Raw genomic sequence first — 18,850 nt, forward strand, 5'->3', positions numbered from 1 at the left:
CTTGTGTTCCGTCTGTGTGGGACATACGCAGGCACTGAAAAGCGCCGATGCGGAAGTTCGCCTCATGGGGCAAGCCAGCGTCACGCGGCCGACCGTGAAATTAGCGGACGTCGCCGAAATTAGCTCGGACGACGTTGCCCTTCAAGAACGTCTGGCGTCGATCGATCTGGGACCGGCGCCACCGGTAGGCTCACCGGCACGCTTGACTCGCGAGGCACTTGAGCGCTGGGTCAACGCGCAGGTAGGGCGGGCGAGCCGTGTGCAATGGCGTGGCGCGATCGCCGTTCAGGTTGACACCCGAACGCAGGCGCTTGCGTGGGAGCGATTGGATGCGCTGGCACGGCGCAGCTTGCAAGATCGGCTGGCCGGTGAGGTGAGCGATTTGCGGCTCACGCCCGTCGATCGCGGTGTCGCGGTCGATTTGCCGCCGGGCACGATCGATCTGGTGGCGAGGGATTTGCCGCCGGGGATGATGAGCGCCGTCGCGACAGTGTGGATCGACATTCGGGTGGACGGTCAACCCGGCAAGACGGTACCCGTGAATTTTCGCGTCGAGGGCAAACGGCGCGTATGGGTGGCGCTTAGCGATCAATCGCCAGGTATCGCCGTGTTCCCCGCGGCCTTCGAAATGCGGGACATGCCTCTGGATGCCGTGCGTCGCACACCGATGTCGCTCGATGGCATGGCGCAAGCTTCGCTGGCCGCGACGAGGCTGCGGCGAGTCGTGCGCGCGGGGCAGGTGCTGAGCGCCGACGACGTCGAGTCTGTGCCGGACGTTATCCGGGGCGGGACCGCGATGCTCACGGTGACGTGGGGCGCGGTAGTAGTGGAGAGCCCGGTCGAGGTGCTGCAAGACGGCAGGCAGGGGGAGTTGATTCGGGTGCGCCCCAGAACATCGAGCGAAGCGGTGCTGGCGCGGGTGGTGGGACGAGGGATGCTGGAGATATCGCGATGAATGGAGTGAAGGGGTGGGCTGGCTGGGTGATTGGGTTCGCCCTCGTCTGCAACGCGGCCATGGCCGAGAGCCTGTACCGCGAAGAGACGTTCAGGCCGATCACAGCGGACAACAAGGCGTTTCGCGTCGATGACGTGCTGACCGTGCAGGTCTTCGAGAATGCAAGCGCGACGAGCAATTCGGATACGACGACCCGCCGTTCCAACGACATCGCGGCAGACGTGAATCTGACGCGCAATCCGTCCATTGCCGCTAGCTTGGGCGTGAAGGGCGACTTCGATGGAGGTGGCCGAACGCAGCGCGCCGGACGGTTGCTTGCGCAGATCACGGTCGCAGTCAAAGAGGTCATGCCGAACGGCGATCTTCGCGTCGCGGGTGAGCAGATGCTCACTATCAACGACGAGCAGCAAAAGATTCAATTGGAAGGTCGAGTGCGCCCGCAAGACGTGTCCGATGGCAACGTGGTGCTGTCCACCCGAATCAGCGATGCGCGCATCAACTATGTTGGCTACGGCGATCTCGCCGAGCGTGGGCGACGAGCCTGGTGGCGCAAGGCCTTGGATTTTCTCGGATTCTGATGCACGCAATGAACAATATTCGTCTCATTCGTACGGGTGCGATCCGTGGACTGCGATGCACGCTCATCGGCTTGTGCATGGTATTGGCGTTGCCTGCCGTGGCGGCGACCGACGACAACGATCGTGTCCGCATCAAGGATCTGGGACACCTCAAGGGATGGCGCGAGAACTCGCTTGTGGGTTACGGCATCGTGACCGGCTTGGCAGGTACCGGCGATTCACCTACCAACCGCACGACACGTCAGGCGCTGGCCAATGCGTTCTCGCAATTCAACCTGACGGTGGCGCCTGAACAGATTCAAAGCCGAAACGTCGCCGTGGTCATGGTCACCGCTTCGTTGCCGACGTTTGCTCGCGAGGGCGATACGCTGGACGTGACGGTGACGTCGGCTGGCGACGCGCGCAGTCTGGTTGGTGGAGCATTGCTGCTGACTCCACTCAAGGCGCCGAACGGCCGCGTGTACGCGCTCGCGCAAGGGTCGCTGACGGTGGGCGGATATCGCTATGACGCCAACGGCAACGTCGTCCAAAAGAATCACCCGACGGTCGGCGACGTACCGGGTGGCGCGACGGTGGAAGTCGGTGTGAGCGCGGACATGCTCAGTGCCCGCAAGACGCTGACCTTCGTCCTGACGGACCCGGATTACACAACCGCATCGCGTATCGCGGCTGCGATCAACGGCCAGGTGTTGCCCGGCGTTGCCAGCGCTCGCGACGCCGCAGGTATCGAGGTAGCCGTGCCGGAAGGGCGAGAAGCGCACTTGGTGGACTACATCGCCAGTCTTGAAAACGTGACGGTCGCTCCAGATCGTCGCGCGCGCGTTGTGATTAACGAGCGCACGGGCGTTGTTGTCTCCGGGGGCGATGTCCGCATCGCGAAAGTCGCCATTTCGCACGGCGATCTCAAGATTTCAATCGTGACAGAGAACGTCGCGTCCCAGCCGATGTTCGTGAGTCGTACCGGGCCCGGGGTTCGTACCGCAATCGTCACCAACTCGCGGGTCGACGTGGATGAGCAGAACGGGCCGGGCTTCGTCGCGGCACAGCACAACACAGTGGCAGATCTCGTTCAGAGTCTGGCGCGCATGAAGACCAACACGCGAGACATCATTTCGATCTTGCGCGCCTGCAAGGCGGCCGGTGCGTTACGTGCCGATCTCATCGTTCAGTAAGGAGACAACGAATGTCGTCTATTTTCGAAACTGCGACGGTCCAGGAGATCGCTTCCGCGTTGGACCGCGCGGTGCTGCGGCAGCAAGTCGGCGCCGCAAACATTGCGAATGCGAACGTTGGCGGCTATATCGCCAAGCAAGTGACGTTCGACGCGCACATGACCGCGATGGGCGTGAGCGCACAGCGTTCCTCGGCTCGTGGGGCTCTGCCTGCAGGGGTGACGGTGCGCGATCGTCTCGATAACGATGGGCTGCCTCAGCCAGTGCAACTCGATCAGGAAGTGGCCGAACTCTCACAGAATTCGCTTAATTTTCAGGCGCTTACGAAGGCATTGGGAAAGCAATTCGCGATGCTGGCGGTGGCTGTTGCCGACGGTAAGCGATAAGCCACCGAACGGGTGACTCAGGAGACCTTGATGGATTTCAGTCAGACCTTTGCCATTAGCGCGGCCGGCATGCAGATCGAGCGGCTGCGCGTCGACGTGGCTGCCATGAACCTCGCGTATGCCAACACGTTGCAAACGCAAGACGGTGGCTACCAGCCCATGAGAGTCGTCGCACAAGTGACCGGGCGGACGTCGCCGTCGTTCAGCGACACGGTGACGCGTTGGCTCGGCAACACCGAGCTTGCTGTGGCGTCTACCGGTGCCGCACCTCGTCGGGTGTACGAGCCGGGCAATCCGTTCGCCGATACGCGCGGCTACGTGCACTACCCCAACGTGGATTCGGCTACCGAAATGATCAACATGATGAGTGCGACACGCGCTTACGAGGCCAATATCGCTGCGATGAATATCGCCAAGACGATGGCGGTGAAGGCGTTGGAAATCGGAGGGGCCGCATGAGTATCGAGGCAACAAGCGCGGTAGAAGCTTTGCTGGCTAGCGGCGATGCGGCGAGCGGCGTTCAGGCGTTATCGGCATCGCCTGCGCGCATCGACTTCGGCGCCACGGTGACGCAGGGATTGGCGCAGGTCAATGAACAACTGCTCTCGGCAAACACGCAGATGCATGCGCTGGCGAGCGGCAACGTTGAGAATTTGCATCAGGTCATGATGCGTCTGGAAGAAGCAGGACTGACTTTCCAGCTGTTCATGCAGGTGCGTAACCGAGTGCTCGAGGCGTATCAGGAAGTGATGCGTATGCAGGTATGAGCCGGCATTTGACGACATTGTTTGGGGAACGGTTGTGAGTGGATTCTGGCAAGGGCTTGACCGGCGTGCCCGCACTGGCTTGATCGCCGGTGTGGCCGTGATTGTCGTCGCGTTGGGTATTGGAACGTGGTGGCTCGCGCGCGGCGAGTATCAGACGCTGTTCTCCAATCTGAGCAGCGAGGACATGGGCGTCATGGTGGCGGAACTTGATCGGATGAAGGTGCCGTACCGCATTGCCGACGACGGCCACGCGTTGCTGGTCGACAAGGACGCGGTGCTGAAAACGCGCATCAAACTAATGGCCAGGCCGCTGCCGTTGCATGGTGCCGTGGGATTCGAACTGTTCAACAATGCCGATTTCGGCATGACCGAGTTCGCGCAGAAAGTGAACTATCAGCGCGCTCTGCAAGGAGAGATTACGCGCACGATTCTGTCGTTAGATGAAATCGAGAGTGCGCGCGTGCATCTCGCGACGCCGGAAGAGGGATTGTTCAAGCGGACCGACGCGCGCGGTAAGGCATCGGTGACACTGACTATCAAACAAGGAAGAACGTTGAGTTCCGAGCAGGTAAGCGGCATTCAACGGCTCGTCGCGGCCGGCGTGACGGGCATCAACGTTCAAGATGTCACGATCGTGGATCAGCACGGCATCGCGCTCACCCGTGCGACGCGTGCCGCAGGGGGAGCGAGCGGCGGTAACGACACGCTCGACATGAAGCGTGATATGGAGACGTACCTGACACGCAAGGTCGACGCGGTGCTGCGCCAGGCGCTTGGCGAAGGCGAGGCACTCGCCAGCGTCGACGTGACCCTGGATATGCAGGATTCACAGATCACGACAGAGGATGTCACGACGCAGCCGGGCAAGCCCGGCGAGTCTGGTGCTGGTGTGCTGGTGCGCGAGCGTGAAGTCATTCAGGAAGGCAATACGCCGCTGGCCAGTCGCGTTGGCGACAACGGCACTGGGGCGAGCTCGCAACGGGAGTCGGAATATCAGGTGGGTAAGCGCGTCGAGCGCCGTACCCAGAGTGCCGGCACCTTGCGTAAGGTCGATGCAGTCGTTATTACACGCAAGCCGCTCGACGCGGCCGCCATGGCCGGTCTGCGAGACGCGGTGTCCGCCGCTGTCGGCGCTGTGCCCGGGCGGGGCGACACTGTCGTCGTGCAGTCGTTCGATGTTTCGACGAAGGCATCGAGCGGTGCATCGGCCGTCGCCGACGTGCCGGGCGCATCGACTTCGGAACGGGCACTCGCGGCACCTGCAACATCCGCACATGTGATTCAGTGGCTCGGCATCGTCTTGGGCGCAGTGGTGGCATTGGCCGTGCTGATCTGGGCATTCACTTCCTTCGGCCGTCGCCCGGTAGCGGCGCAACCGGAGCGCCTGACGGGGCCGCAGCGGGACGCGGCGATGCTCAAGCTTCGCCATTGGATGCGCGATACCACGCCCGTGGAGCAGGTGAAAGGAGAGCGCTCATGAGCGAGGCTTTGCGCCACGCGGCACTGACGCTTCACGCGATGCACCCCGATGACCGTCAATGGGCGCTGCACGCGCTCGACGGCCAACAGCGCGATTCCCTAATGCCGCTTCTCGACGAGTTGCGCGAGTTGGGCATTCCGCAAGATCCCACGTTGCTGAGCTCGCTTTCCGAGCCTGACACCGTTCGCCCAGTGCCCCCAGCCGGGCAAGACGGCATTGATCTCGATGCCATGCCGCCAGACGTCGTCATTGCAGTATTGCGTAGCGAGCCAGCTCGCTATGTTGAACTGCTGCTGGACTTGCACCCCTGGGCATGGCGTAACGCGTGGCCGGCGGCCAGGACTAGGGCCGTGAAACCGGTCGGGCAAGCGGATGAACCAGCGATTTCACTGCAGTTGGGCGAGAGCATGGTTCGCCATACCCGCAATGCGTGTGAAGCGTATATGGCGCGAAGCATGAATGGGCGAGCGCAGGCACGCGATAGCGAGCCAGCGCCCAAGTCGGTGTTTGCGGCGTGGACACGGCGATGGACGCAGCGTCGCAGCCGTAGCCGAGCAGGGAGCTCCTCATGATCGACAGCCGCTTGTCGTTCGATGCCGAAGCGGACGTGCTCAAGGACGTGTCGCTGCAAGCGACGCCGCGCATTCTCGCGCGCCGTCGTGCTGTGTCGCCCGTAGCCGGGCAACACTCTGCTTCGGCGCAGCATGGCCAAGCGGGTGTGGCTCAACCTGTTCAGGATTACGCCGACGTGCCTGTGGACGAGGGCGCGACCCGCGATGCCGCTCACCAGATGGCGCGCCGAGAAGCGGGCTATGAGGAAGGCGTTCGGCAAGGCTTCGAGCAGGGGTACGCGCGAGGGTTGACGGAGGGAATCGAGAAGGGATTCGAGCAGGGGGAAACGGAAGGCCGCGCATCCGGCGAGCGAGAGGGACGCGAGGCGGGTTATGCGTCGGGTTTGCAAGCCGCACGCAGCGATATCGACGCACAACTCGGCGAGTTGAGACAACGGGCCGAAGCGCTGCTGGAAAGTCTGCATGCCGAGCGCGCCGCAATGCGCGAGGCAGCGGAGAGCGACATCGTCGAATTGGTCTATACGGCGATTTGTCGCATTGCCGGCGAGGGTGCGGTCAATCGTGACGGCGCGCGCGCCATGATTCGCCATACGATCGCGCAAGCGTCGCCGTCACGTGTATTGCGGGTGCGCGTGCATCCGGACGATCTCGGGTGGCTGCGTGAGACGTCTATGGCAGGCGATCCGCAATGGTTGGGAGACGACAGCGTCATGCTGGGTGGCTGCGTTATCGAGACCGACGCCGGTACACTCGACGCGCGCCTCGAAGCGCAATTGGAAGCCGTTGCACGCGCCCTCGGTGATGTTCGGAAAGCCAGAGCGGCAGGGCCAGCACCCACTTCACAGGCGCGTCCTCATGCGTGACCACTACCTGGCCGGATTGTCTCGTGCGACGCTGATTTCCCGAACGGGGAAAGTGACGCGCGTTTCCGGCCTCGCAGTGGAAGCGACGGGCACGGGTGCCGGTATCGGTGACGTTTGCGAAGTGCTAGGTGAAGACGGTTCGCGTCGCCCCGCAGAGGTGGTGGGAGCGAACGGCGAACGGGTGACTCTCATGCCTTATGGGGCCATGTCCGGCATGAAAGTGGGCGACTGCGTGTTGCCCGGCGGTGCGCTGGCGCAGGTGGGTTTCGGTCCGTCCTTGTTGGGCCGGGTGGTTGACGCCTTCTGCCGGCCACTCGATGGCCGGGGCGAGATTGAAGGTTTGCTGCCTCGTGCACTGTCGGGCGGAGCTATCAATCCGATGGAGCGACCGCGAATCCACGCAGTGTTCGAGACGGGCGTGAGAGCCATTGACACACTGCTGACGCTTGGTCAGGGGCAGCGTGTCGGTATCTTCGCAGGGAGTGGTGTTGGAAAGAGCAGTCTGCTCGGCATGATGGCGCGCGGCGTGCGCAGCGACGTCAACGTGGTGGCGCTGATTGGCGAACGCGGACGCGAAGTACGAGAGTTCATTGAGAAGCATTTGGGCGAGGAGGGGCTGGCGCGGACGGTGGTGGTGGTCGCGACGTCGGATCAGCCCGCGCTCATGCGCATGCGCGCGGCCCGGGCGGCTATCGCGATCGCCGAAGGCTTTCGCGCCATGGGCAAGCAGGTGTTCTTGACGATGGATTCCGTGACACGCTACGCCATGGCGCGCCGCGAAGTCGGGCTGGCGGCGGGAGAACCGCCAACGGCACGTGGTTATACGCCGTCGGTGTTTACGGAAATCCCCGAGTTGTGCGAGCGGTGTGGCACGGCACCGGGTGGCGGGGCGATTACGGCAGTCTTCACCGTGCTTGTCGATGGCGATGACTTCAATGAGCCGGTGGCGGATTGCCTGCGCGCCACGCTCGACGGGCACGTCGTGCTGTCGCGAGAGTTGGCGCACAAGGGGCATTTCCCGGCGATCGACGTGTTGCGTAGTGCCAGTCGTGTGATGCCGGATGTGATCGACGAAGCGGACACTGCGCTTGCACGCAACTGTATCGAACAAATTGCACTGCTGGATCAGCACCGAACGATGATCGATATCGGCGCATATACCGCGGGCGCGAACCCCGCAATTGACGCCGCCATCGCGTTGGACGAGCCCTTGCGCAACTTCTTGCGGCAGGCGCAAGGCGGCGTGGCACGCACGCTCGCACTAAATGAACTGCGCCAGCGTATTGGTGGTACGTCGTGAGCGTCGATCGCCGGGGGTTTCGTTTTTCGCTCGAACCGCTGCGTCAGCGAGCAGCGTGGCAATTGAATGCCGCGAGAGATGCGCTTGGCAATGCAGTGACGGCGACGCAGCAAGCAAGGGCAGGAAGAGATGCGTTGCAAGCAAACTTGCAGAGCCAGGCGCAGCGGGTAGACGGTGCCGGTGTGACTGACGGCTCGCGGCTCGATGTGGGGCAGCGAATGACGGCGCTGGCGTATTTGTCGACACTTCACGTCAAGCTTGACGAAGCCATGGAGCGTGTCGAAGCTTGTGAGTTGTTAGAGATCGAATGCCGCGAAGCGTGCGCTAGCGCGCAGATGGATGTCGAGCGTCTGGACCGAGTACGGAAAGGACATTGGGATGCGTACGTTCGCGATCAAACTGCGTTGGTCGCACGAGAGGCGGACGCCGATTGGATTGCACGCACCGCGCACTTGAAAGAGTCGAGTGACGGGCCTCGCTAGGGAGAACATCGTGATTGATGCCGCATCAGGATTTCTGAGGTCGCTGAATGAGGACGACGCTAGGCGTCCTGGATTCACACCGGACGTCAATCCGGCGTGGCGAGGTGTCTGGCAAGCGGCGATGGAGCGCACGCAGACGCAGTCCTGGTTTCACGAGCCGCCGCAGGCAGGAGACGAATCGCTTATGCCGACGCGGAGCACACCAGCCGAAGCGTCTGAGTTGGAGAGGGCTTCCGGACGACAAGACCTTGCCGCCTCCATCGCTTCTGACGACACGCAGGCGCTAGCCGAATTGGCGATGCCGGTGTCGTCGACGGCGACATTCTTGTCGGCGCAGGGGACGCGGCTTGAATCGCAGGTTGCCCTGCGTGATACCGCGTATGCCGCAGGCGTCGCCGCAGAGCCACAGGTCGGCGTTGGGTATGTCGAAGGCGCGGACGAACCCGGGCCGAGCCAGATCGGCGAGGGCGATGTTTTGCCCCAGGCGAATGCGCAGGCCGTTTTGCGCGAATGGTTTTCGAGCCGGCCAGCATCGGTGCGGTGGCATGTGGCTTGGGCCGACGGTGGCGTGGCCGTATGGCTTGGCGTCGCGGCATCACATGCCGACGCCACAGGTCCGCTCGTGCGGGAATTACACGCTGCTCTGACGGATCGAGGTATTCCGGTGCGCAGCGTGACGGTCAATGGTGCGTTGGTGCAGGTGCCGCAGGGCGGTATGCAGGAAGAAAAATTCGCAAGTGACTCCGCTGCCATCGAGGCGCGAGTCACGGCGGTTCGATAACACTGGATATATTCGAGGAGCGCACTATGGCCGTAGGCTCGTCACCGTCGATCGATAGCTCGACGCTGCAATCGTCCTCGCTGGGTATGCAGGATTTCTTGAAGATTCTGCTCACGCAGTTGACCTATCAGGATCCGCTCAAACCCATGGACAATCAGCAGTTCATGGCGCAAATGGCGCAGTTCACAACGCTGGAGCAAACCCAGCAACTCAACGACAAAATCAGTCAGTTGATTTCGACGCAGGCGACACTACAGTCGGTCGGTCTGATCGGCAAGACAGTCGACGCAACCACGTCGAGTGGATCGATTACCGGCACGGTCACGGCGCTCACGCTCGATCAGAACACGCCGCAGTTGACGATCAAGACGACAACCGGTGCCTCGCTCACCGGTATTTCTCTCGCGCAACTTACCGCAGTTCGCTAACCGGAGGTAGACGATGCTCGATTCCATCTACGTTGGTATGTCGGGGCTGCTGGGCTATTCCAACGCCCTTCGCGTCATTTCGAATAACACGGCCAACATGAATACCCCGGGGTTCAAAGCCTCGGCGGCACAATTTACGGACTTGTTCTACGACAACTCCCAAGCCGGTCGGGGCAACGGCCCGAATTATGGCCAACTCGGCTACGGCATGACCAGCGCCGGCGTCACAGTCAACTACGCTGCGGGTGAAATACGCTCCACCGGGCGCTTGCTCGACGCGGGTATCGACGGGATTGGCTGGTTCGTGCTGCGTCAAACGGACGGCAGCTACACCTATACGCGCGCAGGTCAGTTCGATATCGACGCGGACGGCTGGTTGATTAATCGCACCGACAGAAGCCGAGTGATGACGTTGCAGAACGGCCAACTGAGTGACGTCAATATTTCCGGCATGCGCACGACGCCCGGCAAGGCGACGAGCGCCGTGACGTTCAACGGCAACTTGTCGAGTACGGCAACGTCGCAGAATGTCGGGAATATTTCCGTCTATGACCAGACTGGGACGTTGCACACCTTGAGCATGACGTTGACCAACTTAGGCGCGTCGACCTCGGGAACCTGGCTGATCAGCGTCACCGAGGGCGGGACAACGGTCGGGACGGGGCAGCTCGCGTTCGTCAACGGCACGCCAACGGTCGCGACATCGCGCTTCACGTTTGCTTACGCCCCACTCGGTGGCGATCTCACCTTCGATTTCACCAAAGACGTGACGTCGTATTCCGGCGGTAATTTCTCGACGATCACGGCGGGCGGTCAGGACGGTTACGGTCCCGGCAGCGAAACCCAAGCCAGCTTCGATGAGGTCGGGAATCTTGTGCTCGGCTACTCGAATGGGCAGTCGGTGAAAGTGGCACAGTTGGCACTGGCGAACTTTCGTTCGACGGACGACATCCTCGCCATCGGGGGAAATCAGTTCAAAAGTTCGAGCGCCTCTGGCGTGTCCTACGGGAAGGCGGGCGATAGCGTCTTTGGAAAGCTCAAGACCAGCTCGGTGGAAATTTCCAATGTCGACCTGTCGCAGGAGTTCAGCGATCTGGTCATCATGCAGCGCGGTTACCAGGCGTCGTCGCAGGTGATTACAACGGCGAACGACATGCTCCAGCAGTTGTTCACCATGAAGGGCGGACGATGAGCGCAACGTCTTCCAACGGTGTGCAGTGGCGCGCGCTGCACGCTTGGTCGAAGCATCATTGTTCGACGCTCGAATCGCACTGGCGAGACCAGCTTCGGTCTTTCATGGCGCAATGGTCTGCGGGAACCCTGCATGAGAGCGACGTCCGCGTGGCGGCAGTTTTGCCCGAAGCTCATGAGAAAGTCCACGCAGTTATCGGGTTGTACGCGACGCAGGACTCAACCTCCCAGGCTTGGCTGTGGGCGAGTTCGGCGTCAGGTACTCAGTCGGTGCCGCGAGCAATGGCTGCGGCATTGTTCGGTCATCCGGCGGGCGCGTTGGGCGAGGGTTCGCTGGGCGTTGCGTGTGACGCCCTCGCAGCGCTCGCGCGGTCGCTTGGGTTCGATCGATACGAGACTGAGAACGCGCTGCCCTTGGCGTCACTCGCCGAGCCTTGGGCGGGGGGGCTGTCGCTTTCGTTCTTGATCGGAGCATCTCGCTGGACCGTGGCCCTATCGGCGCGGTCAGTTGAACGGCTCGCCGAGCGTTTGGGAATGACGTTCTCGGCGTCTGACGCGTCCACGGTCAAACGTCATGACGCGGTACCGTTGAGCGAGGCATTGGGCAATGCGCGCGTGACGCTGCGTGCGAAGCTCGCGGGCCCGTCGCTAACGCTTGGCGCACTGGCGGATCTGAGAGAGGGCGATATCGTGGCACTTCCGCACGACCTGTCGATGCCGCTACAGATCGAGACATCAACAGGCGAACGCGTCTGCTTCGGCTATCTTGGCCGACGTGCCGACAGGCTCGCCATCGAGCTGACAAGGGACGATACGTCCCTGAATCTTCAGGAGCAAAAATGAACACCAGCGCACTGCGTGCATTTGACGGACACGAGGCTCATGACGATGTCGTGGGGGACACCCACGGGACCGGGGGGACCGGGCGCCGCACGGCAAGCGCACTTCAGTTCGAGGCGCTCGACGATCTCGGCACGCCCAAAGAAGGTGCATCGGTGACGGGCTTGCACCCGCTTCGCAATGTGAAGACTCGCGTCGATGTCATCGTCGGCAGCGTAGAGGTTTCCGTCGGCGAATTGCTCGACGCAAAAGAGTCTCATGTGCTGACCCTTGACCGGGCATTGACGCATCTCGTCGATCTGGTTGTCGAAGGGCAAGTCATTGCGCGTGGGCAATTGGTTGCGGTGGACGACAGGTTTGCTGTGCGCATTACCGAGTTGCCGGCATCATTAGCACTGTGAGTTTCATGACGCACTTCCAGAATTCGGTGAGACGCGTATTGTGGCTTCCTGTCGCCGGTGTCTATGCGCTGGCTGCTGCGTTGCCCGCGGGCGCTGGCGAAGTGGCGTCCTCGCCGTACGCATCGTTACCGCTAGTGCGCGACGACGGGGCTTCCACCATGTCCTCAGCGCGTATCGCAATCGGTATGTTGCTGCTTCTGGCACTCGTGGCCTGGCTGGTACGCCGCCGGTTCGCAGCCAAACCGACGTCACTTAGTGCGATGTTCGGGATGCGCATGCCGCGTGCGGTCGCTTCGGAGGCGGTACCCCGTGTGCAAAGCGTCACGCGTCTGAACGGTAACGTGAGCCTCCATGTTGTCGAATGGCAAGGTCACACGCTGTTGCTCTCGTGTGCGGGCGAGAACGTGACGGTATTAGAGCGTGTTCGCAAGGACGCGATGCCCGGTAATGACTCGACCGGGGCGCGCAACGAATGAAGCGGTATTTCCATTGGCTTGCGGTGGTCTTGGTGATGCTGGGCGCACTTGGTGCACTCGGCGGATTTGCTGCATCGGCGTACGCGCAGACCGAAGGTGCCCCCTCAGAGGCGGAGATCAACGCCGATCTCTCAGACATTGCGCGTGATGCGAGCATCATGCAAGCGTCGCCATTGAGCCAGGCGGCGCGCGAAGCCAAGGCTGCGGCATCGCCCAAGCCGCACGTGCCCCGCTTGAGCAAGCCATCGGCCGGTAAGGGCAACGCCAGTTCGCCCTCCGCGAGCAGCGATGGGGACCGCACGGCATTGGCGTTGCGAATTGCTATCGGCTTGACACTGGTCGCAGTGGTGCCGGGGCTGCTGGTGTGCATGACGGCATTCCTGAGAATCATCATCGTGTTGTCAATGTTGCGCCATGCGATCGGTATGCAGGAAACCCCGCCGAACACCGCGCTGATCGGCATCGCGATTTTTCTGACGATGTTCACGATGGCGCCGGTAATTCAGACGGTGAATACGACGTCGTTGCAGCCATTTCTGGCGGGCAAGACCACACCGGAGCAGGCTTACGAGCGCGGCATTGTGCCGCTTCGCGACTACATGGTGCGGCAGACACGAGAGCAGGACCTCGCGCTGATGGTCGAACTCTCTCGCGCGCCGCAACCGCGCGACATGACCGACATTAGCAACGTGCAGTTGATTCCGGCCTACATGCTTTCCGAATTGCGCGCGGCGTTCCAAATCGGGTTCATGGTGTTCCTGCCGTTCATTTTGATCGATTTGATCGTCTCGAGTTTATTGATGGCACTGGGCATGATGATGATGCCGCCCGCGACGATTGCGCTACCGCTCAAGATCTTGATGTTCATTCTCGTGGATGGATGGGGGTTGCTGCTACGCGCCTTGGTTGGGTCTTTCCACTGACGGAGCGATCGATGACCGAGCCGACACTGGATGACATCCCCGACGAATCGATCTGGCCGAACGGACCGGGTGGCGCTGCCGTTGACGATACTGACGTCGAAGCGGCGCTTTGGCATGCTGTGCGTACCCGGGCAGACGCCGGGGCGCGTGCGCAATTGATCGAGCGACATATGCCGCTCGCGCGCATCATTGCAGCCAAGCTCTATGCGGGCCGGTTCCACGACGACGTCGAGTTCGATGATTATCACCAGATGGCCACGATCGGTCTGATCGAAGCCGTCGACCGGTACGATCCTGAGCTGGGCGCGCGCTTTCGCACATTTGCCTCCATGCGCGTGCGCGGTGCTGTGCTCAACGGGCTGGATCGCATGTCAGAGCGTCAGCAGCAGATTTCCACCCGCCAGCGTTTACGTACAGAGCGCGCGGCATCGCTGGCGCCCGAGGAAATGCCCGATGGTTCGGCGCAATTGCTGCATACGCTGGCGGAAGCGGGTATCGGTCTGGCACTGGGTATGCTGCTCGAAGGAACGTCACTGTTCGCGGAAGAGAACTCTGTGTCGCCGACGCCGGCGCCATACGCCGCCGTCGAGTTGGATCAACTTCGAAAGCGCGTCAAGGCATTGGTGGACCTGTTGCCCGAGCGTGAACGTCGCATCATCCAGTCGCATTACCTGCAACAGATACCGTTCGAACAGATTGCGAGCGTGTTGGGCGTGACGCGAGGGCGCGTGGCACAACTCCATAAACAAGCACTCAACAGAATGCGCGAGGCAGCACGACATGTGCCACCGCGCGACGCTGCGTGGTAACGCACATAACTACGAAGGAGAATGGACGTGGCCGAACAATCCTCATCGGTAACCCCTGACGCACAGCGAACCGAGCGGCTCGAACGTCTGCTGGGATACCTGAAAGCCGACCCCGGTAATGAAGCTCTGCGCGCCGATGCGTTCGATGTGGCGCTGGAAACGGGGCATTGGCCGCTTGCGCAGGGGCTTCTGGACGAGATACCTGCGCAGCAACGCATGGCGGCTGTATGGACCTATCGCGCTGGCACGCTCGCACTGGCGCACCGGGACTGGGATGCGGCCGAAGCCGTATTTACGAGCCTTCGCGAAGCGTCGGGCGACAATGCTGCGCTTATCCACAATCTGGCATATATCGCCTTCCAGCGCGCGGATTACGCGCGCGTGGAGGCACTGCTTTCGCCGCTGCTCGATGCTGAAGACGCTGACGATGCCACACGTGCGCTGTGGTTGCGCGCGGCGCATCGGACGTTCCGCTTCACCGAAGCGCTCGAGCGCGTGCGCCGCTGGCAAACCCTCGGTGTGCTCGGGCCTCAGGCGGCGGGGGTAGCGTCGCTCATTGCAGTGGATGCGGCGTCATTTCCCGAAATTACGCCGTGGGCGCAATTCGCACTGCAACAGTTGCCGTCGCAGCCGGAGGCACTGGTGGCACTGGGCTCGATGGCGCTGGGTCAACAGCAGGGCGAGCAGGCCAAACAATGCTTTAGCGCGGCCATCGAAAAAAATCCCGAAGAGGGGCGAGCCTGGTCCGGGTTGGGTTTTGCGTTGCTGATGGTGCATCAAGTCGAGGCGTCCCGTGACGCATTTGCGCGAGCGGTCAGGTACATGCCGACCCACATCGGCACCTGGCACGGCAAGGGATGGGCGGCGCTCACGTCACAGATGATGGCCGACGCAAGGGCCGATTTCGACCACGCGCTGGAACTCGATCGGAACTTTGCAGAGTCACATGGCGCCGTGGCCGTGGTGGCATGCATGGAAGGGCGCGAAGCGGATGCTCAGGCGGCGATCGAGCGGGCGCTGCGCCTCGATCCCGCTTGCGTGGGGGCGAATTTCGCGCGGGCGTTGCTCAACGGCGAAATGAAGGATGTTGAAGCTCTGCGTAAGATGTCGAGCGCAGTCCTCGCACGTCAGTCCAGACTCTTACGTGGCGATTCAACCAGCGGTGCCATGTCCAAGGAGTAGCGCGCCAGCCTGAGCGACGAGCGGCCCCAGTTTGGAGTCCGCTTCCATTTGTTGATGGACATCTTCGATGAGTTGGTAAAAACCGGGGTCATTGGCGAGGTGTTCGCCAAGCTCGGCCAGAATCACGGACTCCAGGAAGATGTGAAACGCACGCCGTTCGGGGTTCGGGGTCTCGTTGTCGATTTCCTGGATGCGTCGTGCAACCACCGTGGCGAGATCTTCGGGGGCGTGCTTCGTGTCGCCCTTGCGGATGTCGTCGCTTTCGCGCCGGCCGGCCGGTGCCTTCTTGCGAAGCGTTCCAACCTGTGAGCGAATCAGTCCAGCAAGTTGTTGTGCAAGCTGGGCCGAGATGTTGTTTATGGGAGATGTCATTACGCGGAGGGAGGGCGGTTACGGTCAATGCAAAGGCTGGTCAGGACCGCGATAGGCGCCGAGCAGGAAATGCTCACCTTCGCTGGTCTGCGACTCGGCCGGTTCGCTCTGCGTGGCGGCGGCACTGTCGAGGAGCGGTCGCAGTCCATCGACAATGGCTGCCATATCCACGTTGAGCGGCGCGTTGGTCGTGTTCGCGGCAATGCCCGATTCGATTTGCGCGATGGCGGTGGCGATATCGCCGGACGCGACCAGAAGCAGTCCGTGAACGAACAGGCGTAACGGGTCGTCTGGATCGTCTTCAGACAAGTGCAGCAGCGGTTCCCACGTCGCCGCGGCCATGGGCATGGTGGTCTCGCTGTACTGCATCAGACCCCATTGAAATCGAGCAACGTGGAGATCGGGCGCTCGCAGGAGCGCTTCCCGAAACGCATCGTTGGCGGCGTCTGTATTGCCGTGCTTTGCCCAGACGGCCGCTGCAAGATGGAACGCACGCGCATCGTGGGGCGCTAATTCGGCCGCTTTTACATAGCACTCAAGCGCCTGCTCGTCTGCATTTTGCTCGCTGGCGGCGATGCCGGCGGCGAGCAGTGCTTCTAGCTTTTCGGGGTCTGACAAGGCGTCGAAGTCAGTCATGAAGACGTGCCGGGTGGAAGTGATTGAGAAAGCGCAAAGGCATGCGGACGAATGTAACACAGGGCGTGGCCCACATGCGCCACGCCTGCATGTGCCGCTGGGCCGTCAGTCTCGAATGACAGTGATGGGCGTCTTGACCCCATCCTGAAAGCGAGTGATCGTTGCCACGGGCGTGCGCAAATCGCCGTGCTCGTCGAACGCGATCTGACCCGATACGCCCTGGAACGACAAGCGGTGAAGCGCATCGACAATCTTGCCCGGCTCGACGGAATCGGCAGCCATCACGGCACGATAGACAGCCATCGCGGCGTCGTAGGCATACGGGCCGTACAGATTGACGGGTTCGCCGAAGCGCGCTTCAAATCGTTTCGCGAACGACTTGCCTCCCGGCATCGCAGAAAGCGAAAGACCGGCATCGGCACACACCACATTGCTCACTAGTGTTTTCCCGGCCAGTTTCGGCAGCATGCCAGTGCAAATGCCGTCGCCACCGGCAAACGCCGTATCGATGGAGAGCTTTTTGAGTTGCTTGAGCACGAGACCCGCCTGCGAGTCCATGCCGCCGAAGAAAATGACCTCCGGGGTCGCGCGCTTGATGCGGGTGAGCTGCGGGGTGAACTCGACCGCCAGCTCCTGCGTGTATTCCCGAGCCACGATCTTGGCCCCGGTACTGCGGGCGTTGTCGACAAACACGTCGGCAATGCCCTGGCCATAGGCCGATCGGTCATCCAGGACAGCAATACGCGAAGCTTTCAGGGTGCCGGTGGCGTAGTGGGCAATCGCTTTGCCGAGGAATCCATCGTTCGGCAGCACGCGAAACGCAGTGCGATAGCCCAGACGTGTGAATTCTGGGTTGGTTGCCGAAGGAGTGACCTGAGCGATGTTGGCCGCGGCGTACAGGCGGGCGGTGGCGACCGAGCTCGACGAGCTCTCATGTCCGACCACGGCGATCACGCGATTGTCGATAAAGCGCTGCGCGACCGATGTGGCGAGCCGCGGGTCAGCGGCGTCGTCCTGGGCGTCGAGCCTGAACTCGATCACTTCCCCCTGAACCTTCGGTTGCTGTGCATTAATTTCTTCGAACGCCAGCCGAATGCCCCGCTCGATTTCCTTGCCCAGATGAGACTGTGGCCCGGTCAGGGATCCTGCGTAGCCGATGGTGACGATCTTGGCCGCCAGCGCTGGGGTGCAGACTGGCAGGGCGAGAATGAGAGCGAGAGCGGCGCGTTGCAACATGGCAAATAACGTGGCGTTGGTGAGAAAGGACCGCCATTCTAGCCAGCGCTCAGGGCATCGAACCCTGCGGCGTTGCGCCTTCAATACGAATTTCCGATAAATCGAAAAAAAATTGTGCCAACCCTAAACCGAACAAAAAAAGCATGGATATATGGCTTGCAGGATTCAATGAATCGCCCCGTCCATGTGGTCGGCGCCGGTTCTCTCATACCGAATATTCTGGAGAAACTGATGACGATGCAAAAGATGGTGACGCCGCAACAGGCGCAGCAAGGGACTGAAGAGGACGCTAGCTTGGTGCAGTATCGTCGTCCGCACGACGAAGGCGAGAACTGGAGCCTCGACCGCGCGCCGCTGCGCCGTGGTGTTTCGCGCTCGGTCATCGTGAACCTGGGCTGCTCGAACTGTACGTGCGTGATGGCGGGCTCGCAGATTCTGCTGGCCGACGGCACGACCAAGGCGGTTGAGTCCTTCGTCGGCGGTGAGAAAGTGCAGACGCTGTCGGGCGTTGCGACGTCGACGGGTCTGGAAATCACCCAACTCGGTGCCACGCGCCGCATTATCGAACTCGACGCCGGTGACGGCGATCCGCTGTACGTCAGCGACGAGCACCTGATGTGGACGCGGGACAATGAGGGTGAGCAATGGTGGGGAACGTATAACTTCCATCAATACTGGTTCGAGACTCAACTGGGCACGGGCACACCGCTTGAACGCTCGCCGCGCATGCTGCGCTGGGATCTGAAGAATGAGCATGCTCATATCGAAGGTTGGAAGCGCGTGCGCCCGACGTTCTGCTACCTTGTCCCGGAAACGCCGCTGTACCACGTGCAGGTCGATCGTGGCGGCAGCTACATCGCCAACGGCTTTGTCATCACGTCGCACTGCACCGACGACATGGTGAAGGGCGTGAACTGGCAGGGCATTGACGTGCCGCAGCGCGAGCTGCCGGAATTCAAGCTGCCGGTCAGCGTCTAATTTCAGGCGCAACGCATCCGTCCTGCGGGACGTGAGCGTGCG

General features: G+C 61.8%; 24 protein-coding genes. 21 read left to right on the forward strand and 3 right to left on the reverse strand.

What is annotated here, in order from left to right:
- The first annotated feature begins 64 nt into the window (after nt 1–64).
- The 20 genes from flgA to PCO31110_RS23500 are packed head-to-tail and all read left to right on the forward strand — an operon-like array spanning nt 65 to nt 15,586.
- Nucleotides 65–955, forward strand: a complete 891-nt coding sequence (gene flgA / locus PCO31110_RS23405; RefSeq protein WP_174979734.1) for a flagellar basal body P-ring formation chaperone FlgA — start codon at nt 65–67, stop codon at nt 953–955.
- Nucleotides 952–1,533 carry a flagellar basal body L-ring protein FlgH gene (locus PCO31110_RS23410; RefSeq protein ID WP_150691545.1) on the forward strand — a complete coding sequence of 194 codons (582 nt, stop codon included), beginning with the start codon at nt 952–954 and terminating at the stop codon, nt 1,531–1,533. The genes flgA and PCO31110_RS23410 overlap by 4 nt, the downstream gene beginning before the upstream one ends.
- 8 nt (nt 1,534–1,541) lie before the next feature.
- Nucleotides 1,542–2,705, forward strand: a complete 1,164-nt coding sequence (locus PCO31110_RS23415; protein ID WP_246189956.1) for a flagellar basal body P-ring protein FlgI — start codon at nt 1,542–1,544, stop codon at nt 2,703–2,705.
- An 11-nt stretch (nt 2,706–2,716) separates the two neighbouring features.
- Nucleotides 2,717–3,091 carry a flagellar basal body rod protein FlgB gene (locus tag PCO31110_RS23420; RefSeq protein ID WP_150691546.1) on the forward strand — a complete coding sequence of 125 codons (375 nt, stop codon included), beginning with the start codon at nt 2,717–2,719 and terminating at the stop codon, nt 3,089–3,091.
- A gap of 30 nt (nt 3,092–3,121) precedes the next feature.
- Nucleotides 3,122–3,550 carry a flagellar basal body rod protein FlgC gene (gene flgC / locus PCO31110_RS23425; RefSeq protein WP_150691547.1) on the forward strand — a complete coding sequence of 143 codons (429 nt, stop codon included), beginning with the start codon at nt 3,122–3,124 and terminating at the stop codon, nt 3,548–3,550.
- Entirely contained in the window at nt 3,547–3,858 is a 312-nt protein-coding gene (gene fliE / locus PCO31110_RS23430; protein ID WP_150691548.1) for a flagellar hook-basal body complex protein FliE, read from the forward strand. Before flgC ends, fliE begins: the two co-directional genes overlap by 4 nt.
- Before the next feature lie 34 nt (nt 3,859–3,892).
- Nucleotides 3,893–5,338 (forward strand): flagellar basal-body MS-ring/collar protein FliF, encoded by a 1,446-nt coding sequence (fliF, locus tag PCO31110_RS23435; protein ID WP_246189957.1) that lies wholly within the window; start codon nt 3,893–3,895, stop codon nt 5,336–5,338.
- Entirely contained in the window at nt 5,335–5,910 is a 576-nt protein-coding gene (locus PCO31110_RS23440; protein WP_150691550.1) for a hypothetical protein, read from the forward strand. Before fliF ends, PCO31110_RS23440 begins: the two co-directional genes overlap by 4 nt.
- On the forward strand, nt 5,907–6,773 hold the full coding sequence (locus PCO31110_RS23445; protein WP_150691551.1) for a FliH/SctL family protein: 867 nt from the start codon (nt 5,907–5,909) through the stop codon (nt 6,771–6,773). Before PCO31110_RS23440 ends, PCO31110_RS23445 begins: the two co-directional genes overlap by 4 nt.
- Nucleotides 6,766–8,073, forward strand: coding sequence for a FliI/YscN family ATPase (locus PCO31110_RS23450; RefSeq protein ID WP_150691552.1), 1,308 nt, complete (start codon nt 6,766–6,768; stop codon nt 8,071–8,073). Before PCO31110_RS23445 ends, PCO31110_RS23450 begins: the two co-directional genes overlap by 8 nt.
- Nucleotides 8,070–8,555, forward strand: coding sequence for a hypothetical protein (locus tag PCO31110_RS23455; RefSeq protein WP_150691553.1), 486 nt, complete (start codon nt 8,070–8,072; stop codon nt 8,553–8,555). The genes PCO31110_RS23450 and PCO31110_RS23455 overlap by 4 nt, the downstream gene beginning before the upstream one ends.
- A 10-nt stretch (nt 8,556–8,565) precedes the next feature.
- On the forward strand, nt 8,566–9,336 hold the full coding sequence (locus tag PCO31110_RS23460) for a hypothetical protein (RefSeq protein WP_150691554.1): 771 nt from the start codon (nt 8,566–8,568) through the stop codon (nt 9,334–9,336).
- 26 nt (nt 9,337–9,362) lie between these two features.
- Nucleotides 9,363–9,764: a flagellar hook capping FlgD N-terminal domain-containing protein gene (locus tag PCO31110_RS23465; protein ID WP_150691555.1), complete on the forward strand. Its 402-nt coding sequence runs from the start codon at nt 9,363–9,365 to the stop codon at nt 9,762–9,764.
- Between the two features lie 13 nt (nt 9,765–9,777).
- Nucleotides 9,778–10,956, forward strand: a complete 1,179-nt coding sequence (locus PCO31110_RS23470) for a flagellar hook protein FlgE (RefSeq protein WP_150691556.1) — start codon at nt 9,778–9,780, stop codon at nt 10,954–10,956.
- Complete coding sequence (locus PCO31110_RS23475) at nt 10,953–11,798, forward strand: FliM/FliN family flagellar motor switch protein (protein WP_150691557.1); 846 nt, start codon at nt 10,953–10,955, stop codon at nt 11,796–11,798. The genes PCO31110_RS23470 and PCO31110_RS23475 overlap by 4 nt, the downstream gene beginning before the upstream one ends.
- Nucleotides 11,795–12,196 (forward strand): FliM/FliN family flagellar motor switch protein, encoded by a 402-nt coding sequence (locus tag PCO31110_RS23480; protein ID WP_150691558.1) that lies wholly within the window; start codon nt 11,795–11,797, stop codon nt 12,194–12,196. Before PCO31110_RS23475 ends, PCO31110_RS23480 begins: the two co-directional genes overlap by 4 nt.
- A 5-nt stretch (nt 12,197–12,201) precedes the next feature.
- On the forward strand, nt 12,202–12,672 hold the full coding sequence (locus PCO31110_RS23485; protein WP_150691559.1) for a flagellar biosynthetic protein FliO: 471 nt from the start codon (nt 12,202–12,204) through the stop codon (nt 12,670–12,672).
- Nucleotides 12,669–13,595 carry a flagellar type III secretion system pore protein FliP gene (gene fliP, locus PCO31110_RS23490; RefSeq protein ID WP_246189958.1) on the forward strand — a complete coding sequence of 309 codons (927 nt, stop codon included), beginning with the start codon at nt 12,669–12,671 and terminating at the stop codon, nt 13,593–13,595. The genes PCO31110_RS23485 and fliP overlap by 4 nt, the downstream gene beginning before the upstream one ends.
- Nucleotides 13,596–13,606: 11 nt before the next feature.
- Nucleotides 13,607–14,404: a sigma-70 family RNA polymerase sigma factor gene (locus tag PCO31110_RS23495; RefSeq protein WP_150691560.1), complete on the forward strand. Its 798-nt coding sequence runs from the start codon at nt 13,607–13,609 to the stop codon at nt 14,402–14,404.
- A gap of 27 nt (nt 14,405–14,431) precedes the next feature.
- Nucleotides 14,432–15,586, forward strand: coding sequence for a tetratricopeptide repeat protein (locus PCO31110_RS23500; RefSeq protein ID WP_150691561.1), 1,155 nt, complete (start codon nt 14,432–14,434; stop codon nt 15,584–15,586).
- Here PCO31110_RS23500 and PCO31110_RS23505 read toward each other — a convergent pair.
- The 3 genes from PCO31110_RS23505 to PCO31110_RS23515 form a co-directional block, all read right to left on the reverse strand.
- On the reverse strand, nt 15,557–15,958 hold the full coding sequence (locus tag PCO31110_RS23505; protein WP_150691562.1) for a hypothetical protein: 402 nt from the start codon (nt 15,956–15,958) through the stop codon (nt 15,557–15,559). The genes PCO31110_RS23500 and PCO31110_RS23505 overlap by 30 nt on opposite strands.
- Before the next feature lie 24 nt (nt 15,959–15,982).
- Nucleotides 15,983–16,594 (reverse strand): tetratricopeptide repeat protein, encoded by a 612-nt coding sequence (locus PCO31110_RS23510; RefSeq protein ID WP_150691563.1) that lies wholly within the window; start codon nt 16,592–16,594, stop codon nt 15,983–15,985.
- A gap of 105 nt (nt 16,595–16,699) precedes the next feature.
- Entirely contained in the window at nt 16,700–17,830 is a 1,131-nt protein-coding gene (locus PCO31110_RS23515) for a branched-chain amino acid ABC transporter substrate-binding protein (RefSeq protein WP_150691564.1), read from the reverse strand.
- A 231-nt stretch (nt 17,831–18,061) separates the two neighbouring features.
- Between PCO31110_RS23515 and PCO31110_RS23520 the strand changes: the two genes are divergently transcribed.
- Nucleotides 18,062–18,808 carry a hypothetical protein gene (locus PCO31110_RS23520; RefSeq protein WP_150691565.1) on the forward strand — a complete coding sequence of 249 codons (747 nt, stop codon included), beginning with the start codon at nt 18,062–18,064 and terminating at the stop codon, nt 18,806–18,808.
- The last annotated feature ends 42 nt before the right edge of the window (nt 18,809–18,850 follow it).

It is taken from the genome of Pandoraea communis, assembly GCF_902459745.1.
Taxonomy (GTDB): domain Bacteria; phylum Pseudomonadota; class Gammaproteobacteria; order Burkholderiales; family Burkholderiaceae; genus Pandoraea; species Pandoraea communis.

Excerpts from the sequence above, each read along its gene's own strand:
- flgA (WP_174979734.1), top strand. The coding sequence starts at position 65 with ATGGGGCAAGCCAGCGTCACGCGGCCGACCGTGAAATTAGCGGACGTC.
- PCO31110_RS23410 (WP_150691545.1), top strand. The coding sequence starts at position 952 with ATGAATGGAGTGAAGGGGTGGGCTGGCTGGGTGATTGGGTTCGCCCTC.
- PCO31110_RS23415 (WP_246189956.1), top strand. The coding sequence starts at position 1,542 with ATGAACAATATTCGTCTCATTCGTACGGGTGCGATCCGTGGACTGCGA.
- PCO31110_RS23420 (WP_150691546.1), top strand. The coding sequence starts at position 2,717 with ATGTCGTCTATTTTCGAAACTGCGACGGTCCAGGAGATCGCTTCCGCG.
- flgC (WP_150691547.1), top strand. The coding sequence starts at position 3,122 with ATGGATTTCAGTCAGACCTTTGCCATTAGCGCGGCCGGCATGCAGATC.
- fliE (WP_150691548.1), top strand. The coding sequence starts at position 3,547 with ATGAGTATCGAGGCAACAAGCGCGGTAGAAGCTTTGCTGGCTAGCGGC.
- PCO31110_RS23440 (WP_150691550.1), top strand. The coding sequence starts at position 5,335 with ATGAGCGAGGCTTTGCGCCACGCGGCACTGACGCTTCACGCGATGCAC.
- PCO31110_RS23445 (WP_150691551.1), top strand. The coding sequence starts at position 5,907 with ATGATCGACAGCCGCTTGTCGTTCGATGCCGAAGCGGACGTGCTCAAG.
- PCO31110_RS23450 (WP_150691552.1), top strand. The coding sequence starts at position 6,766 with ATGCGTGACCACTACCTGGCCGGATTGTCTCGTGCGACGCTGATTTCC.
- PCO31110_RS23465 (WP_150691555.1), top strand. The coding sequence starts at position 9,363 with ATGGCCGTAGGCTCGTCACCGTCGATCGATAGCTCGACGCTGCAATCG.
- PCO31110_RS23470 (WP_150691556.1), top strand. The coding sequence starts at position 9,778 with ATGCTCGATTCCATCTACGTTGGTATGTCGGGGCTGCTGGGCTATTCC.
- PCO31110_RS23475 (WP_150691557.1), top strand. The coding sequence starts at position 10,953 with ATGAGCGCAACGTCTTCCAACGGTGTGCAGTGGCGCGCGCTGCACGCT.
- PCO31110_RS23480 (WP_150691558.1), top strand. The coding sequence starts at position 11,795 with ATGAACACCAGCGCACTGCGTGCATTTGACGGACACGAGGCTCATGAC.
- PCO31110_RS23485 (WP_150691559.1), top strand. The coding sequence starts at position 12,202 with ATGACGCACTTCCAGAATTCGGTGAGACGCGTATTGTGGCTTCCTGTC.
- fliP (WP_246189958.1), top strand. The coding sequence starts at position 12,669 with ATGAAGCGGTATTTCCATTGGCTTGCGGTGGTCTTGGTGATGCTGGGC.
- PCO31110_RS23495 (WP_150691560.1), top strand. The coding sequence starts at position 13,607 with ATGACCGAGCCGACACTGGATGACATCCCCGACGAATCGATCTGGCCG.
- PCO31110_RS23505 (WP_150691562.1), bottom strand. The coding sequence starts at position 15,958 with ATGACATCTCCCATAAACAACATCTCGGCCCAGCTTGCACAACAACTT.
- PCO31110_RS23510 (WP_150691563.1), bottom strand. The coding sequence starts at position 16,594 with ATGACTGACTTCGACGCCTTGTCAGACCCCGAAAAGCTAGAAGCACTG.
- PCO31110_RS23515 (WP_150691564.1), bottom strand. The coding sequence starts at position 17,830 with ATGTTGCAACGCGCCGCTCTCGCTCTCATTCTCGCCCTGCCAGTCTGC.
- PCO31110_RS23520 (WP_150691565.1), top strand. The coding sequence starts at position 18,062 with ATGACGATGCAAAAGATGGTGACGCCGCAACAGGCGCAGCAAGGGACT.